This is a genomic window from Haemophilus sp. 27098_8_127, assembly GCF_041433495.1.
Taxonomy (GTDB): Bacteria; Pseudomonadota; Gammaproteobacteria; order Enterobacterales; family Pasteurellaceae; genus Haemophilus_D.
Map to the genome: position 1 here is coordinate 153566 of NZ_JAPWBP010000001.1, position 17268 is coordinate 170833.

Sequence of the window (17268 nt, forward strand, 5' to 3'; positions counted from 1 at the left end):
TACAATGAATTTAAAAGCCACTTCGCCACTCGCTGAGTGGCTTTCTTATTTGGAAAACAGTCACTTCAAAGCGATTGATTTAGGGCTAGAGCGTATTAAGTCAGTGGCAGAAGAATTGGATCTTTTGAATCCCGCACCTTATGTGATCACGGTAGGGGGCACAAATGGTAAAGGCACGACTTGCCGTTTGCTCGAAACCATTTTGTTAAATCATGGCTTGCGTGTGGGTGTGTATTCTTCCCCCCATTTATTACGTTATAACGAACGTGTTCGTATTCAAAATCAAGACTTGCCGGATGAAATGCATACCGCTTCTTTTGATTTCATCGAAAAGCATAAAACGCAATCCCTCACTTATTTTGAATTTAGCACGTTGTCGGCTTTGCATTTATTTAAACAAGCGAAACTTGATGTTGTGATTTTGGAAGTTGGGCTTGGTGGGCGTTTGGACGCAACGAATATTGTGGATAATGATCTGGCGGTTATCACCAGTATTGATATTGATCATACAGATTTTCTGGGTTCAACACGTGAAGAAATTAGCTTTGAAAAAGCGGGTATTTTTCGTGCGAATAAACCTGTTGTGATTGGCGAGCCAAATGTTCCGCAACCTATGTTAGAACAAGCGGAGAAATTACATTGCTACGTTTCACGCCGAGATGTTAATTGGTCGTTTAAAGCCAATGAGCAAACTTGGATGTGGCAGAGCAACAAAGTGGGGTTAGAAAATCTGCCGTTTTGCCAAATTCCATTAGCCAATGCAGCAACCGCTTTGGCGGCTGTTGAGCAATTACCTTTTGATATTTCTGTCGAGACCATTAAACGTTCATTAATTGAAGTGGAATTAGTTGGTCGTTTCCAACAATTGAAAGGTAATCAGCTAGAAAAACTGGCAGAACGCTTGAATGTCCCTTATTCACAGTTACCAAAAGTGATTATCGATGTGGGGCATAATTCTCATGCGGCAAAATATTTAGCCGAAAAATTGACCGCACTTAAAGCACAGATTTCAGGTCGTATCATTGCCGTTTGCGGTATGTTAAAAGATAAAGATGCGGAGTCGGTGTTTACCCAACTTACTTCTGTTATTGACCAATGGTATTGTGTCACATTAGGCGGTTACCGTGGTCAATCTGGCGATGACCTAAATGCAAAATTAACAACAGTTTGCCCATCAGCAAAAAGTGTTTCTGAAGATTCTGTAGCTGAAGGTGTAAAAAGTGCGGTTAAAAATGCCGATAAAAATGACATAGTGCTAGTATTTGGATCCTTCCACACGGTAGGGGAATTTTTAGAATATTTAGCTTAATGGATATGAAAAATAATAAAGGCTGGTTTTGACCAGCCTTTAGTTTTTAAAGTGTTTTATAAAAGTAATCACTTAATTCTGAGTATTGGAATGTAAATCCGCAATCTAACAAATGTTTTGGATAGGCATTCTGACTGTCTAATAGAATGCAAGCACGTTCACCGAGAAGAGAAGTGAGTAAGAATTGAGGCACTTGAGCAAAACAAGGTCGATGTAGTGCTTGACCTAATAATTGGTTAAAAGTCTTATTTTTAACAGGATGTGGCGCAGTAAAATTAAATGCACCTTCACAATCATTATGGTCAAGTAAGAAGAGAAGTCCTTTTACCATATCCTCTAACGCGATCCAGCTCCAATATTGCTCACCATTCCCTAATTTGCCGCCTAATCCAAAGCGATAGAGCGGTAGAATTTTAGCAAAAGCCCCACCTTTTGGAGAAAGCACCAATCCTGTTCTCACTAAACAGACTCTTGTGTTAGCTTGCTTTGCTGCATTTTCCCAATCAATACAAAGTTGCGCGGTAAATTGAGTACTTGGATTGGTATCTTCGCTGATCACGTCTTCGCCACAGTTTCCATAAATTCCCGTTGCGGAACCTGAAATAAGGGCTGGGGGATATTCACTTTGGTTAATAAGTTGAACAAGCTGTTGTGTTAAATCAATGCGACTATGACGCAGTTTCTCTTTTTGTTGAACAGTCCATCTTTTATCGAAGATTGGCTCACCGGCAAGATTAATGACCGCATCAAATTCATTTAAGTCTTTGAGTGTTGAAAGTGCGGTCAAAAATTGCGGTGTTTTTTCAAGAAAAACAGCTTGGGCTTTTTCAATAGAGCGAGTCAATACGGTAACGCTATCGCCACGTGAAAGTAGTGATTCAACTAAGGATTTCCCAACAAATCCGGTTCCACCGGTCACTAAGATATTCATTATAGATTGCTTTCAAAGAGCGTTTGAATTTGTTCTAAAAGCGATTTAATTGTTGTGTCTTTTGTTGGTGTCACAAAAATGGTGTCATCTCCTGCAATCGTGCCTAAAATGCCTTCAGGTTTACCTATGGAATCCAATAAGCGGGCAATCAACTGCGCGGCACCTGGAGAGGTTTTAATGACGATAACGAAATCATTGTGATCAATATCCAAAACTAGATTTTTTAATGGACTGCTGGTAGCGGGTACACTTAATTCGCTTGGTAAGCAATACACCATTTCCATTTTCGTATTTCTTGCACGAACCGCACCAAATTTACTTAGCATGCGTGAAACTTTAGACTGGTTAATGCTTTGAAATCCTTGGTTTTTCAAGGCGTCAACAATTTCACTCTGAGAAGCGAATCGTTCTTGATGGAGCAGTTCTTTAAATGCTTTTGTTAATTGATCTGACATAGTTATTCTCATATAGGGGAATTTGCATAAGAATTGCATAAAAATTCATTTTAAGCAATTAAAATAAATTTGCCGTTTGAAAAGTTTGAGCTAGATCGCATTATTGAATTTCTCTGTTTGTAATTTAATGACTAAGACTTTAAAATTCTACCTAGTTAGGATTAATTAATACATGAGGAGTATTTTATGAAAGTTGCAGTATTAGGCGCAGCAGGCGGTATTGGTCAAGCATTAGCCTTATTACTTAAATTACAATTACCCGCTGAAAGTGAATTAGCACTTTATGATATTGCACCAGTGACACCAGGTGTGGCTAAAGATGTGAGTCATATTCCAACAGCGGTGAAAGTGGAAGGTTTTGCGGGAGAAGATCCAACACCTGCACTTAAAGGTGCTGATGTTGTTTTAATTTCTGCAGGGGTAGCACGTAAACCAGGTATGGATCGTTCAGATCTTTTCAACATTAATGCGGGTATCGTGCGCAACTTAATTGAACATGTTGCAAAAACTTGTCCAAAAGCGTGTGTAGGTATTATCACCAACCCTGTGAATACGACTGTTGCGATTGCTGCGGAAGTATTGAAAAAAGCGGGTGTTTACGACAAACGTAAATTATTCGGTGTCACTACTTTAGACGTGTTACGTTCTGAAACATTCGTATCTGAATTAAAAGGCTTAAATGTTTCTCGTACAAGCGTGCCAGTTATTGGTGGACACTCAGGTGTGACGATTCTTCCATTACTTTCACAAGTTCAATATGCTGAATGGAAAGAAGAGGAAATTGCACCATTAACTAAACGTATCCAAAACGCAGGTACCGAAGTAGTTGAAGCAAAAGCAGGTGGCGGTTCTGCGACACTTTCTATGGCTCAAGCTGCAGCACGTTTTGCGCGTTCATTAGTGAAAGGCTTAAGTGGTGAAACTGTGGTTGAATGTACTTATGTTGAAGGAGATGGTAAATACGCACGTTTCTTCGCTCAACCAGTACGTTTAGGTAAAGAAGGTGTAGAAGAAATTTTACCAATCGGTACCTTAAGCAAATTTGAACAAGAAGCTTTAGAAGCAATGTTACCAACATTGCGTGCAGATATTGAATTAGGCGAAAAATTTATTAACGGTTAATTTAATTCTATTTCTAGAGAAGAGGAGCTGTATGCTCCTCTTTTTTTATACGAAAACGATTAAACATAAAAAAGTGAAGAAAAAGCGTGATTTAGCTCACAAATTTGAACATTGCTATTTGCAATATAAAGGACTTTGCCGTATTCTTAAATCACTAAAAACAAGTGCTATTTTTAAATAGCCGACATCTATTTTGCTTTCCGAGTAGTGCCCCAATGGGGCACTTTTTTTTGCTTTATTTTTAGTCGAAGCATAAAAAAGTGCGGTCAAAAAACACTGGATTTTCTGACCGCACTTTTAAAATGAATGATAAGCGAAAGAATTATTCAAACATTGCTGAAATAGATTCTTCATTGCTGATACGACGAATTGCTTCAGCAAGCATAGTTGAAAGAGTCAGCACGCGTACTTTACCGAGTGCTTTCATTTCAGGTGAAAGTGGAACAGTATCCGTTACCACGATTTCATCAATGGCATCGCTCGCTAAATGTTGTGCAGCTGCACCAGAGAATACGGCGTGAGTTGCGTAAGCAAATACGCGTTTTGCACCGCGTTCTTTTAGTGCTTCAGCCGCTTTACATAGCGTACCACCGGTATCAATCATATCATCCACAAGGATACAATCACGATCTGCGACATCCCCGATAATATGCATAACTTGTGATACGTTTGCGCGTGGACGACGTTTATCGATAATCGCCATCTCTGTATCATTTAATAATTTCGCTACTGCACGAGCACGAACAACACCACCGATATCTGGAGAAACAACGATAGGATTGACAAGATCTGTTTTCTTCAAGATGTCATCAAGTAAAACTGGTGAACCGAATACGTTATCAACAGGTACATCAAAGAAACCTTGGATTTGCTCTGCGTGTAAGTCACAAGTTAATAAGCGGTCAATCCCTACAGTTGAAAGTAAATCTGCCACCACTTTTGCAGTGATTGGAACACGAGCAGAACGCACACGACGATCTTGACGAGCATAACCAAAATAAGGAACAACGGCAGTAATACGGCCGGCAGATGCACGACGTAAAGCATCAACCATTACAATCAATTCCATCAGGTTGTCATTCGTTGGTGCACAAGTAGATTGAATAATAAACACGTCTGCACCACGCACATTTTCATTAATTTGCACTTGGATTTCACCATCGCTAAAGCGTCCAACAGTGGCATCGCCTAATGAAATGTAAAGACGTTCAGAAATCTTTTTCGCTAGCTCAGGCGTAGCATTTCCAGCAAAGAGTTTAATGTCTGGCATTTTATATAACCTCAGGTTGAGTGTAGATAGATTGGTTGGTCGAGAGTTGTTTCAACATCACATGTAATGGTGAAACGTTTAATCCTTTAGCAACAAAGCCGAAAAACTCCTTCGGTTTTTGTTGGAAAACAGCTTGTGCTGATTTTTCATCATCAAATTCAGCAAAAACACAAGCCCCGGTTCCGGTTAATCTGGCTGGTGCATATTGTAGCAACCATAGTAGGACTTTTTCAACTTCAGGATATTGAGTTCGCACGACTTTTTCGCAATCGTTTGCAAACGGTTGATTCAAAAGTTCGGCAAGGGATCTTTTTTCTGTATTGCGAGGCAAATCGGGATCACTAAAGACCACTGCAGTAGAAATTGCAGTTTCAGGTTTTAGTACCACATAATATTTTTCTTGTGGTTCGCAGTATTGAATTTTTTCACCTACACCTTCTGCAAAAGCGGCTTGGCCATGAACAAAGATAGGCACATCAGCCCCGAGTTTTAGCCCAATCTCGGCAAGTTCATCAATAGATAAATTAGTTTGCCATAAATAGTTTAAAGCAAGGAGAGTCGTTGCTGCATTGGATGAACCGCCACCAATACCACCGCCCATTGGCAGAATTTTATCTAAATGAATGGATGCACCGAGCGTACAGGCTGTTTTTTCTTGTAGTAGTGTCGCTGCACGATAGATTAAATTTTGTTCTAGAGGTAAGCCAGGAATTTCTGGAGTGATGTGGATTTGTTTATCTTGGCGAATATCAATGGTGAGCCAATCGCCAAAATCAAGAAATTGGAAAAGCGTTTGTAATTCGTGGTAGCCGTTTGGCAGTTTACCGTTTATATAGAGAAATAAATTGAGTTTTGCGGGGCTTGGAAAGCGGTTAGGCTTTCCAAGAGAAGTTGAAAGTGCGGTCGAAAAGTGATGTGTTTTCATTAGAACGCCCATTCATCCACACGAATTTTTAGGGTTTGCGATGTACTTTTGTTCTTTAACAGAATATTTTCAGGCATCGAATTATCTGCATGATAACTTAAGTAATCGGCTGTCCACATCGAGCCATCAAGTGGGTAGCTAAATTCGGATAAAAGATGATTTGTTCCAACTTGGTAATCTGCGTTATCCGCTGGCTGACCTTTTAACCAATAAGATAAATGCTCTAATGGCACATCCATTCCGATGATTTCGCGTAACAATAATTTGGCATTTTTATCCGATTGTTGGTTGCCTTTATTATCTGAAATCGTCATACCGTTTGGATGCATTTCCATAGTTAGCGTTGTTTTGCTAATCAGAGAATAAAGTTTTAACTTATAGGCTTTCGGGTTTTGATATTGCCACTCAAAGCGACTCGAAAAACGCTCTTGTGGACTGATGTAACCAATTTGTCCTTTGGTGCTATAAGATTGAATTTGTTTGATTTTTTTGAGGTGTTGTTGCCACGTAATATCGTTTTTATCGATATGTTGAACATCTGTTGGGCGCTCTGCATCAAGAGTACAAGCGGATAAGATCACACTTGCAAATACAGGTGCTAGAAGAGATTTTAATAATTTCATAACAAAATATTTACTAAAAAATTGCACATATTGTAAGGGTTAGTTTACTTTTAGTAAAGATGGATTAAGCATTTAGGCGAGTTTTCTCTGCTTTCACTGCGGCAATTCTTCGACGCGTTAATTCATCTCGAATGCCTTGTTTTTCAAAACCATCTGCAATGACTTGCTGTACATCAACAGCAAGGGCGGCTTGATAAAGCGCTTTGAGATAATCAATTTGCGGATATTCTTTATTTTCAAAACCCGTTCGCCCGCGAGTATCAGATAAACATACTAATAGAAATTCTTCGAAGCGCTGAGGTTTACGCCAAACATCAAACGTATTAAAGAGTTTCACCACTGTTTCAGGGCGAAGTTCTAAGGCTTTATGCACATGCGTATGATATTCACAAGTTAATTCGGCTAATTCTTGAAGATAATTAGGCACTCTAAGGCGTTTGCATAATGAGCGAGTTGGTTTAATCCCCGCTTTTTCATGACCATGATGACTTGGCCACATTTCTTTTGGTGTAAGGGCTTTTCCAAGATCATGACAAATCGCTGCAAAAAGAACCGCACTTTTATTCAAATTGGTATTTTCTGTGAGTTTAACCGCTTGTTGCAATACGAGCATGGTATGAATAAAACTATCAATTTCAGGATGATATTTGGCTGGATTCGGTACACCGTCTAAGGCGGCAATCTCAGGGAGAAGTATTTTGAGTGCGCCGACTTGATGTAGCGTTTCAAAATAAATTTCAGGATGCGGTTCGTTTAATGCTTTTTCTGTTTCCATCCAAACTCGCTCAGCCGTTAGGTGGGCGAGTTCACCTTGTTCAGTGAGTTCAGCCATTAATTTAAGGGTTTCTTCGGCAATGGAGAAACATAAATGATGGAAACGAGCAGCGAAGCGTGCGACGCGTAACACACGAAGTGGATCTTCAGCAAAAGCGGGCGAGATATGACGTAAAATACGTTGGTGAATATCTTCTACGCCATGATAAGGATCGTGCAGGTTGCCATCTTTGTCTTGGGCAATGGCATTAATGGTAAGATCTCGACGAATTAAATCTTGTTCAAGCGTAATATCATCTGAAAAATCACAAATAAATCCGGTGTAGCCTTTGCCTGATTTTCGTTCTGTACGGGCAAGTGCATATTCTTCATGGTTTTCAGGCTTGAGAAAAACAGGGAAGTCTTTGCCAACTTGTTGGTAACCTTGAGCCAGCAACATTTCTGGTGTTGCACCTACGACGACCCAGTCACGATCCTTCACGGGTAAACCTAAAAGTTGATCACGTACTGCACCGCCGACAAGATAAATGTCCATTTTACTCTCCCATCAAAATATAAAGAAAAGGTAGGCAAATGCCTACCTCAATGATGAATCATTACCAGCTATCACGACGTTTACGTCTTGGTAAAATGTGAGGTAATACTAAGCCGATTAATAAACCTACGCCTAATACCGAGCCGCCATAAATAAACCATTGGATCGCAATTTCGCGTTTATTCGCATCAAGCATTGCTTCTAAATCACGATTTTTATTTTTCGTCATTTCTAATTCACGTTTAAGTTGTGAATTTTGCTCAAGCAATTCACTGCTTTGTTGTTCCGCTTGTTTACTACGACGTTGGATTTCATTTGTACGTTGCTGCCAATCTGAATCGACGCGACTCAGCTTCAAAGTCAGCTCTTGAACCTGTGCTTTTAATCTTGGATTTTCTTCACGGCTACTTGGCGTAGAACTTAGTTCCGAGGTTAAAATCCAAGCCTCGCGATTTTTATTATCACGAATTAGGGTATATTTTCCTTCTTGTCCTAAGACTGTTACCGCTTCGCCAGATTGGATTGCACCCGCGATCTTAAACTGATCGCCTGCACCTTTGCGTAAATAGGTGTTCAGATTTTCTGTCACATATTGCGTTTCAGCTTGTACTGTCCCAATGGTTGAGCCCAGTAAAACACAAGAAAATAAAAGTTTGCTCACTTTTGACATAATACTTCCTAGATTCATGAAGGAAGTGCGGTCAGAAAATACAATGAAAAATAACCGCACTTTTAATAATTATACTAGTGGAAAATCGCGCGAAGGATGTAGAAAATCACAATCGCAAAGAATGCACCAGCAGGTAATGTCACAACCCATGAACTAATGATGTTACGGATAACCGTTAAGTTAAGTGCTGCAATACCACGTGCGAAACCGATACCTAAGATTGCGCCCACTAAAGTTTGCGTAGTGGAGATAGGTAAACCAGTACCCGATGCCACAACAACAGTCATCGCGGTTGCAAATTGTGCAGCAAAACCACGGCTAGGGGTTAAATCGGTAATACCAGATCCTACGGTTGCCATCACTTTTTGTCCCATTGCGATAAGACCAACGGCGATACCTAATGCCCCTAAAGGTAAAATCCACCAAGTTAAATCACCACCACTCAGGATTTTCCCGCCATTTTGCACGATTGATACTACAGAAGAAAGCGGACCAATTGCGTTAGCTACGTCATTAGACCCATGTGCGAATGCCATTGCACAAGCGGTTAGAAGCATTAAGATACTAAAAATCTTTTCAACCGATCCGAATGATCCTTTTCTTGCTTTTGCGGTAAACGCTTTACTACGGAAGTAAAAATGGCAGAAAATCATACCAACAACACTGATAAGCAATGAAATAACGAGTGTTTCATTGTTGGAAAGATTTAAACCAACGTGTTTTAAACCTTTTGCCATGGTAACGATACAAAGTACGAATACGGTAATTGCCATGTAGTAAGGACCGTATTTTTGTGCGTTTTTCAGCGGTTCTTCTGTATCGAATATGAGTTTCTGGATACTTGCAAAGATGGTATAAGCTAAAAGCCCAGCAATCACAGGGGTGATAAACCAACTTCCAACGATCCCACCGATAGTAGACCAGTCAACAGAACTTGGGCCAATCGTAATACAAGCAAAACCAATTAAAGCCCCGATGATGGTATGAGTACCTGAAACGGGCCAACCCATTTTAGTGGCGATAAATAACCAAGCACCGGACGCAAAGAGAGCTGAAAGCATCCCTAATGCCAATACATCTGGCATCTCGACAAATTGAGTAGGGTCGATCACACCACTTTTGATGGTTTCAGTTACTTCGCCACCAGCTAAATACGCACCGGCAGATTCAAAAATGAGAGCAATAATAATTGCTTGTTTGGCTGTAATGGTCCCAGAACCAACTGAGGTGCCCATTGAGTTTGATACGTCGTTGGCACCAATACCAAATGCCATAAAAAAACCGAATACCGCGGTAATTAAGACTAACCACGAACCGTATGCATTAATAATTTCCATAGTGATTTCCTATGTTGTAGTTAATGTCGTCAAAATTAGGAACGGGCTAGCATCAATTCAATGCGAGATCCAACACGTTGAGCTTGATCGGCTAATACGCCTACCCATTCGATGATTTTATATAAGAACATTACATCAATAGGGTTATAACGACTTTCAATCGTGTAGAGCATTTTACGCAATTTAATTTGCATTTGATCCGTATCGTCTTCAATGCTGTCTAGCTCTTGAATCATATGGTTCACTAACTTTAATTCACGGCCTTTAAAACCGGTTTCAAGTAGTTTATCCATTTCTTCAATCACTAAATGAGCTTGATGAATAGAATCTAAACTACGTTTCACATAGTGCAAAAATTCTTCCTGCATTTCTTCAGGAATACCAAACTGGCGACCAATCATACGACCCGCAATATCTTTAGCATAGTTAGCTAATTTGTCTTGTTGGGTGACTAACTCAAGTAAATCGGTACGATCAATAGGTAAAAATAAACCGCGAGGCAATTTCAAACGGATTTCGCGTTTTAAACTATCTGCTTCACGTTCACATTGAGAAATATCTAGGCGTGTTTTTTCCGCATCATCCCATTGTTTTACAAAGGTATGTTGGAAGAATGGAATTAATAAATCACAACATTCAGTCACTTTGTCAGAATGTTTCTGCAGTGGTTTTAAAGGAGAATGGGCAAATAATCCGAGAATATTATTCATTGCCATAGGTGTTTTACTCCATAACAAGGGTTAAAATTTCGGTTGCATATTACCTGATTTTATAAGGAAATACACGAAAAAGATCTTGATTTGTATAAAAATATATGTATATTTGAACAGTTAAAAATAATAAGGAAAAATAAAATGAGTAATGAAGTTGAATTAAAGCTTGCAGTTACCTCTGATGCTTTCGATACCTTAAAAACACATCTCAATCAATTCAAAATCTTAGAACAAAATACTGTCTTCTTAGGAAATACCTATTTCGATTATCCCGATCATTTTTTGGCTAAACAAAAAATGGGATTGCGTGTCCGTCAGGAAAATAATGATTTTACCCTCACTTTAAAAACAGACGGAAAAGTGGTTGGCGGATTGCATAGCCGTCCAGAATACAATTTATCTATACCTGATAATTCAGTACCTACAACAGCACAATTAACGTCATTGTATCCATTTGAAAATTTGCCTTCCGCTACATTGCAACCGATTTTCTCAACAGATTTTAACCGCACTTTTTGGTTAATTGCGTTTGGAGCATCAAAAATTGAAGTAGCTTTTGATCAAGGGAAAATTTTATCAGGGGAAAAACCACAGCCTATTTGTGAAATTGAATTCGAATTAAAAGAAGGGCTCGTTTCAGATCTTTTCCATTTTGTCTCACTTTTACCTTTTGAACAGGATGTTTATTTTAGTTCAGCAAGCAAAGCAAAACGAGGCTATCAATTAGGTAGCAAACCACTGCTGATTGATTGGTTAAATAAATGGCGTGATTTCTTAAAAGAGGAAAGAGAGGGAAGTGCGGTAGATTCTCGCCAGAAATTAAGTGCTGTCATGAAAATGGAACAGCAATTAATTGAAGAAACGCTTTCATTCCCAACAGATGTGTTTGCTTTCGATTTTATGAAAACCGTTGAACGTGTGGGCGCATTTTTCAATCTTTATCATTATTATGATGACAACAAAACCTTGTTTGAAAAACTGGAAGGAAGTCAATCAGCTGAGTTATTAGCAAGTAATCAATTTTTCCTTAATGAAATAAAACGCTTGATTACCTTTCATAGTGAAACAAAAGATAATGCTCAAACCATTGAGAAGTTAAAAGTATTACTAAAGAGTCGTGCGTATTTTGAAAGAATGCTTGGCTTAATGATGTTGATGGCGTAAAACGGGTTCTCTAAAGGATAGTAAAAATGGCAAAAGCTCCTAAAACCGCTTATGTATGTAATGATTGTGGCGCTGAATTTTCGCGATGGCAAGGGCAATGTTCTGCCTGTAAAGCGTGGAATACGATTAGTGAAGTGCGGTTAATTTCAGCCTCAAATTCCACAAAAAATGATCGTTTTAGTGGGTATGCAGGAGAAACTCGCGCAAAAATCCAAACGCTTTCTGAAATTAGCTTACAAGAAACACCGCGTTTCACCAGTGGATTTAAAGAATTAGATCGCGTGCTAGGTGGCGGGATCGTGCCAGGGAGTGCTATTTTAATTGGTGGGCATCCTGGTGCGGGTAAAAGTACCTTGTTACTTCAAGTAATGTGCGGATTAGCGAAAAATATGACCGCACTTTATGTGACAGGGGAAGAGTCACTTCAACAAGTCGCCATGCGAGCTAATCGCTTGAATCTGCCGACAGATAAATTAAATATGTTATCTGAAACATCGGTTGAGCAAATTTGTAATCTGGCGGATCAGCTGAAACCTCAAATTATTGTAGTAGACTCGATCCAGGTTATGCATCTTTCGGATATTCAATCTTCTCCAGGAAGTGTGGCACAAGTGCGTGAATGTGCCTCTTTCCTTACTCGTTATGCGAAAACTCGACAGGTCGCTATCATTATGGTTGGACACGTCACGAAAGATGGCACCCTTGCCGGTCCAAAAGTATTGGAACATGCCATTGACTGTTCTTTATTGTTAGAAGGGGAGGCAGATTCCCGTTTCCGTACGTTACGTAGCCACAAAAACCGTTTTGGTGCGGTGAATGAGCTGGGTGTATTTGGTATGACTGAGCAAGGTTTGCGCGAGGTGAAAAATCCATCAGCAATTTTCTTAAGTCGAGGCGATGAACAAACACCAGGTAGTTCGGTCATGGTACTTTGGGAAGGCACTCGTCCGCTTTTAGTGGAAATTCAAGCCTTGGTGGATCATTCCATGCTTGCAAATCCGCGTCGTGTGGCGGTGGGGTTAGAGCAAAATCGTTTAGCCTTATTGCTTGCGGTATTGCATCGCCATGGTGGATTACAAATGTCGGATCAAGATGTTTTTGTGAATGTCGTTGGCGGTGTAAAAGTCGGGGAAACCGGGGCAGATCTTGCGTTATTACTCGCATTAATTTCGAGTTTCCGTAATCGCCCGTTACCACAAGATTTAGTTGTCTTTGGTGAAGTAGGGTTAGCGGGTGAAATTCGCCCGGTGACCAGTGGTCAAGAACGTATTAGTGAAGCGGCAAAACATGGATTTAAACGTGCGATTGTGCCTTTCGCCAATAAGCCGAAAAGTGCGGTCGAAAATATGGAAGTTTTTACGGTGAAAAAACTCGCTGATGCACTTGCCATTTTGGATAATTTCTAAAAAAACGTTGTCCTATTGTTGTCTGATTACTGAAAGTTTTTGATAAATTAGATAGAATATGCGCCGTACATAAGGAAAGGTTATGGAAAAGAAATTAAATAAAGCGTTGGATAGCATTGATATCAAAATCTTAAATGAATTACAACGCAACGGTAAAATCTCTAATATCGATTTATCAAAGAAAGTGGGGTTATCGCCAACGCCTTGTTTAGAAAGGGTAAAACGCCTAGAAAAACAAGGTGTAATTATGGGCTATCGTGCACTACTAAATCCTGAATTACTGGATGCCCCTTTATTGGTGATCGTTGAAATCACTCTTGTGCGTGGTAAACCGGATGTTTTCGAAGAGTTTAATGCCGCGATTCAAGCACTTGATGAAATTCTCGAATGTCATTTGGTATCAGGTGATTTCGATTATTTACTCAAAACACGTGTAGCAGATATGGCGGCATATCGAAAATTATTAGGTACCACATTATTGCGCTTACCCGGTGTGAATGACACCCGAACTTATGTCGTCATGGAAGAAGTGAAACAAACTAATTATCTCGTACTAAAATAAAAATGATTAAGCGAATTACAAAACGATTTACACCGAAACAATATTTAGCAGAATTATTACTCGGATTGACCGCACTTTTAGGTTTATATTTAATCGTGGCATGGTCAAGCTATACGCCATTAGATAACTCTTGGTCTACAGCAAGTTTTCAAACTGAAACCATCAATAAAGCCGGTGCTTTTGGTGCTTGGCTAATTGATGCGTTTTTTGTTTTCCTTGGTTATGTAGGTCACCTCATTCCGTTTGTCATTTTCATCGTACCGATTTATTTACTGAAAACCAAAGCGGTTCATTCTCTCTCGGCCACCCGCATTGCATTACGTTCCTTTGGCTTTATAGCCCTCATCGTTGGCTTAACTATTATGGCAACCTTGTTGCTTTCAAATACGAACTACTATTTAGCTGGCGGCGTATTTGGTGGTAGCTTAGTGGTAAATTTATATCCTACGCTCGGTAAGTTTGGCTGTATTTTAGTGGGCTTTATCTGCGCAGTTGTAGGCTTTATTTTCTGTTCTGGTGCATCATTAATTCGTTTAATTGTGAAATTCTACCATTGGCTAACCATGAAAAATCAGCCGGCAGAAGAGGAGCATGCAGAGCATACTTCTGTAGATGATCTTGAACAAATTGTGATTGAGGCTCCTCAACAACTCGCTTTTTCTGATTCTCAATTGGAAACAGAATCAGCAGAAGATAAAAAAGAGGAAGTGTCTGAAAATACCTTTGTTAAGCCAGAACAACTGATTAATATCAGTGGACTATCCTCACCGAGTGTTTCAGAGCCTGCAGATGTTGAGAAATTAGAAGATAAGTTTAAAGGTTTCACGGTTGAATCAGACAATTTACCGAATGTATCTATTTCTGCGGCTTCTTCTTTGGAATTACCGACAAAAGAAGATTTTTCAGCCACATGGAAAAATCCGCAAGTGAATAATCAAAGTGTGGATGAATCAGATGACATTTTTGAAGAAAATGTGATGCCAAAAGTGTCACTTAAAACACCTGAAAATACAACCGCACTTTATCCAACGTATGATGAACCTTTAGAACCAGAAAATGATGGTTTAGAAGATGAATTAGCACGTCAGTTTGCCGCACAAGAGCAAGCGCGTTTGCAAGAAATGGAAGTTCGTGCAAAAGCTGCAAATGCTGAAGATGCATTGAAAGTGATCTTAAATGAACCGGCGGTTTCAGCACCTAAAGCGCGTGAAATTCATATTGAGAATGCAACTGAAACAACCTATAAGCCGTATTCTGATACGCTTATTCACCCAGCATTCCAACAACCAACGAATAAACGTGAAAAACCAACGACACCATTACCAAGTTTAGATTTACTTGAGCATCGTCCTACACAGGCTCAAGATATTACGCGTGAAGAAATTTTAGACACATCCGCACGCATAGAACAACAATTAAAGAATTTTAATGTCAAAGCAACGGTACAAGATGTGTTAGTTGGCCCAGTGGTGACTCGTTATGAGCTTGAATTACAACCGGGTGTAAAAGCATCCAAAGTAACAAGCATTGATACCGATTTAGCACGTGCGTTGATGTTCCGTGCGATCCGTGTGGCGGAAGTGATTCCAGGCAAACCTTATATTGGTATTGAAACGCCAAATGCACACCGTCAAATAGTGCCATTGCGTGATGTGCTCGATAGTAATGAATTCCGTTCCTCAACATCATTGCTTTCAATGGCTTTGGGGAAAGATATCAGCGGAAAACCTGTTGTAGTTGATTTGGCTAAAATGCCTCACTTACTTGTGGCGGGTTCAACAGGCTCTGGTAAATCTGTTGGTGTGAATACCATGATTTTAAGTTTGCTTTTCCGTGTGACACCGGATGAAGTGAAATTTATTATGATTGACCCGAAAGTGGTTGAGCTTTCTATTTATAACGATATTCCGCACTTGCTTACCCCTGTGGTGACGGATATGAAAAAAGCGGCAAATGCATTGCGTTGGTGCGTAGAAGAAATGGAACGCCGCTATCAATTATTGTCAGCCTTACGTGTGCGTAACATTGAAGGGTATAACGAAAAAATTGAAGAATATGAAAAACTCAATATGCCAATTCCAAACCCAATTTGGAAGCCTGGCGATACAATGGATAAGATGCCGCCTCCATTAGAAAAATTGAGTTATATTGTCGTGATCGTTGATGAGTTTGCAGACTTAATGATGGTTGCGGGTAAACAAATTGAAGAGTTAATTGCGCGCTTAGCACAAAAAGCTCGTGCAATTGGTATTCACCTGATTTTAGCCACACAACGCCCATCAGTAGATGTGATTACAGGTTTGATTAAGGCTAACATTCCAAGCCGTATCGCCTTTACTGTAGCAAGTAAAATTGACTCTAGAACGATCCTGGATCAAGGCGGTGCTGAAGCTTTATTGGGTCGTGGTGACATGTTATATTCAGGTCAAGGTTCTTCTGATCTCGTTCGGGTACATGGTGCCTTCATGAGTGATGACGAAGTGGCCCGTGTAGCAGATGATTGGCGTGCACGTGGTAAACCAAATTATATCGATGGCATTTTAGACGGCGCGGATGATGAAGACTCAGGTGAGAAATCAACTGCAAGCAGTGGCGATCTTGATGCATTATTTGATGAAGTTGTTGAGTTTGTATTAAGTACAGGTAATACCTCGACTTCTTATGTTCAACGTAAATTTAGTGTTGGGTTTAACCGAGCGGCTCGAATTATGGATCAGCTCGAAGAACAAGGTATTTTAGGCCCAATGAAAAATGGAAAACGAGAAATTTTAGCTCGACGTTCCGAATATTAATTCTCTTAAGTTTCACTTTACAAAAAGGAAAGTAGAATGAAAAAAACATTATTAAAAATGACCGCACTTACTGCACTGTTGAGTGCGAGTAGTTTTGCTTTTGCCGATGCTGCGGATGAGCTGCAAAATCGCTTAAATCAAGTGACAGTATTGAGTGCTGATTTCTCTCAAACCGTGACTTCTGTTGGTGGTAAAAATGTTCAACAAGGAAGTGGAAAACTTCAAATTAAACGTCCAAATCTTTTCCGTATGGATACCAAATCACCACAAGAAACACAAATTATTGCAGATGGTAAAACCCTTTGGTATTACGACCCATTCGTGCAACAAGTTACCGCTCAATGGGTGAAGGATGCAGTCAATAATACACCTTTTGTACTTTTAACCAGTAACGATAAAAGCCACTGGAATCAGTATTCAGTGACACAGAATGCGGATACCTTTGTGTTAAAACCAAAGGCGAAAAATAGCAATATTAAACAATTTGATATTCGTGTCGATGCAAATGGTGTGTTAAAAAATTTCAGCACGACAGAAAAAGATGGTCAAACCAATCTTTATGTATTGCGCAATATTACAAACCAAACCTTAGCTGATAGCTTATTCCAATTTAGCGTACCGAAAGGTGTAGAATTGGATGACCAACGTAAAGGTAAAAAATAATCCATAAGGTGTGAATG

At 39.7% G+C, this 17268-nt stretch carries 16 protein-coding genes; 7 read left to right on the forward strand and 9 right to left on the reverse strand.

The genetic code is table 11. From position 1 onward, the window contains the following. Positions 1-4: 4 nt before the first annotated feature. The gene (gene folC, locus O3746_RS00710; RefSeq protein ID WP_302482103.1) at positions 5-1309 is read left to right on the forward strand and encodes a bifunctional tetrahydrofolate synthase/dihydrofolate synthase; all 1305 of its coding nucleotides are present in this window, start codon (positions 5-7) and stop codon (positions 1307-1309) included. Between the two features lie 46 nt (positions 1310-1355). On the opposite strand, the gene O3746_RS00715 is transcribed toward folC, so the two are convergent. Together O3746_RS00715 and argR are read right to left on the reverse strand one after the other, a co-directional pair. Continuing rightward, a complete protein-coding gene (locus O3746_RS00715) occupies positions 1356-2240 on the reverse strand; it encodes a TIGR01777 family oxidoreductase (protein WP_302482097.1) in 885 nt (294 codons plus the stop codon). After that, a complete protein-coding gene (gene argR, locus O3746_RS00720) occupies positions 2240-2695 on the reverse strand; it encodes a transcriptional regulator ArgR (RefSeq protein ID WP_197562561.1) in 456 nt (151 codons plus the stop codon). Before argR ends, O3746_RS00715 begins: the two co-directional genes overlap by 1 nt. A gap of 186 nt (positions 2696-2881) precedes the next feature. On the opposite strand from argR, the gene mdh reads away from it, so the two are divergent. Continuing rightward, entirely contained in the window at positions 2882-3817 is a 936-nt protein-coding gene (gene mdh / locus O3746_RS00725; RefSeq protein ID WP_005698784.1) for a malate dehydrogenase, read from the forward strand. 322 nt (positions 3818-4139) lie between these two features. Here mdh and O3746_RS00730 read toward each other — a convergent pair whose 3' ends face one another. From O3746_RS00730 to O3746_RS00760, 7 genes are all read right to left on the reverse strand, one after another. Next, positions 4140-5087, reverse strand: coding sequence for a ribose-phosphate pyrophosphokinase (locus O3746_RS00730; protein WP_005695817.1), 948 nt, complete (start codon positions 5085-5087; stop codon positions 4140-4142). A 1-nt stretch (position 5088) separates the two neighbouring features. Beyond that, entirely contained in the window at positions 5089-6012 is a 924-nt protein-coding gene (gene ispE, locus O3746_RS00735; RefSeq protein WP_302482098.1) for a 4-(cytidine 5'-diphospho)-2-C-methyl-D-erythritol kinase, read from the reverse strand. Continuing rightward, on the reverse strand, positions 6012-6635 hold the full coding sequence (gene lolB / locus O3746_RS00740; RefSeq protein WP_005698818.1) for a lipoprotein insertase outer membrane protein LolB: 624 nt from the start codon (positions 6633-6635) through the stop codon (positions 6012-6014). The genes ispE and lolB overlap by 1 nt, the downstream gene beginning before the upstream one ends. A gap of 64 nt (positions 6636-6699) precedes the next feature. Next, positions 6700-7944 (reverse strand): multifunctional CCA addition/repair protein, encoded by a 1245-nt coding sequence (locus O3746_RS00745; RefSeq protein WP_371447489.1) that lies wholly within the window; start codon positions 7942-7944, stop codon positions 6700-6702. 61 nt (positions 7945-8005) lie between these two features. Then, positions 8006-8614: a TIGR04211 family SH3 domain-containing protein gene (locus O3746_RS00750; protein WP_111315673.1), complete on the reverse strand. Its 609-nt coding sequence runs from the start codon at positions 8612-8614 to the stop codon at positions 8006-8008. A gap of 74 nt (positions 8615-8688) precedes the next feature. Further along, positions 8689-9951 carry an inorganic phosphate transporter gene (locus O3746_RS00755; RefSeq protein WP_371447491.1) on the reverse strand — a complete coding sequence of 421 codons (1263 nt, stop codon included), beginning with the start codon at positions 9949-9951 and terminating at the stop codon, positions 8689-8691. A 35-nt stretch (positions 9952-9986) separates the two neighbouring features. Beyond that, positions 9987-10667, reverse strand: a complete 681-nt coding sequence (locus O3746_RS00760) for a TIGR00153 family protein (RefSeq protein ID WP_049365956.1) — start codon at positions 10665-10667, stop codon at positions 9987-9989. A gap of 138 nt (positions 10668-10805) precedes the next feature. Between O3746_RS00760 and O3746_RS00765 the strand changes: the two genes are divergently transcribed. The 5 genes from O3746_RS00765 to lolA all read left to right on the forward strand — a co-directional run bounded on the left by O3746_RS00765 (position 10806) and on the right by lolA (position 17251). Next, a complete protein-coding gene (locus tag O3746_RS00765; protein ID WP_070592285.1) occupies positions 10806-11828 on the forward strand; it encodes an inorganic triphosphatase in 1023 nt (340 codons plus the stop codon). Positions 11829-11854: 26 nt separating this feature from the next. Then, the gene (gene radA, locus O3746_RS00770) at positions 11855-13234 is read left to right on the forward strand and encodes a DNA repair protein RadA (protein ID WP_049380993.1); all 1380 of its coding nucleotides are present in this window, start codon (positions 11855-11857) and stop codon (positions 13232-13234) included. Between the two features lie 82 nt (positions 13235-13316). Beyond that, a complete protein-coding gene (gene lrp, locus O3746_RS00775; RefSeq protein ID WP_005695827.1) occupies positions 13317-13796 on the forward strand; it encodes a leucine-responsive transcriptional regulator Lrp in 480 nt (159 codons plus the stop codon). A gap of 2 nt (positions 13797-13798) precedes the next feature. After that, complete coding sequence (locus tag O3746_RS00780) at positions 13799-16588, forward strand: DNA translocase FtsK (RefSeq protein ID WP_371447494.1); 2790 nt, start codon at positions 13799-13801, stop codon at positions 16586-16588. A gap of 36 nt (positions 16589-16624) precedes the next feature. Next, positions 16625-17251: an outer membrane lipoprotein chaperone LolA gene (gene lolA, locus O3746_RS00785; RefSeq protein WP_049384978.1), complete on the forward strand. Its 627-nt coding sequence runs from the start codon at positions 16625-16627 to the stop codon at positions 17249-17251. The last annotated feature ends 17 nt before the right edge of the window (positions 17252-17268 follow it).